The 800-nt window shown below is 77.5% G+C and carries 1 protein-coding gene; it reads left to right on the top strand.

Translation table 11 applies throughout. From position 1 onward, the window contains the following. Window positions 1-159: 159 nt before the first annotated feature. A partial coding sequence (locus tag MHY85_RS21145) for an HNH endonuclease signature motif containing protein (RefSeq protein ID WP_239200453.1) occupies window positions 160-800 on the top strand: 641 nt, incomplete at its 3' end.

Raw genomic sequence — 800 nt, 5'->3', positions numbered from 1 at the left:
CTGCTGGCCGCGCCCGCGCCCAGCAGTGCGCCCGCGCCCGCGCCCGCGGCCAGCAGTGCGTCGGCCGCCGCGCCCGCTGCCAGCACGGAGCCCGCACGCAGCACCGCGCCGCCCGAGCCCGCGCCGCCCGGGCCCGCGCCGACCGTGCCGGACCCGACCGTGCCGGACCCGACCGTGCCGGACCCGACCGTGCCGGACCCAGGTGTGCCCGCGACCGACCCCACGACCGCCGCAGCCCGCCGCAGCTGCACCCGCTGCGCCGGGCGCCCCGGCGCCGAGGTCAACCTCACCATCGCCGCCTCCACCCTCCTGGGCCTGGACGACCACCCCGCCGACCTCCACGGCCACGGCCCCATCGACGCCGTGCGCGCCCGCGCCCTGGCCGACGGCGGCATCTGGCGACGCATCATCACCGACCCCGCCACCCACCAGGTCCTGGACGTCGGACGCCAGCGCTACCGACCACCCGCCGGGCTCGCCGAGTTCGTCCGCACCCGCGACACCACCTGCGTGGCACCCGGGTGCACCGTCCCGGCCCGCAACGCCGACCTCGACCACACCATCGAATACCACCGAAGGCCCGGCGACCCACCCGACCAACCCCTCGGCCGCACCGACGCCGACAACCTCGGACCCCTGTGCCACCGCCACCACCGCCTCAAGACCGACGGCGGCTTCCGGCTACGCCAAATCCAACCCGGGCTGTTCGAGTGGATCACCCCCGCCGGGCACCGCTACCTCACCCGACCCGGCACCGGCCACAACCACGACGCCACCACCGACCCCCACGACGCACCCCC

Source organism: Cellulomonas sp. ACRRI, from assembly GCF_022346185.1.
GTDB lineage: Bacteria > Actinomycetota > Actinomycetes > Actinomycetales > Cellulomonadaceae > Cellulomonas.
This window is presented reverse-complemented; position numbering and strand designations above follow the sequence as displayed.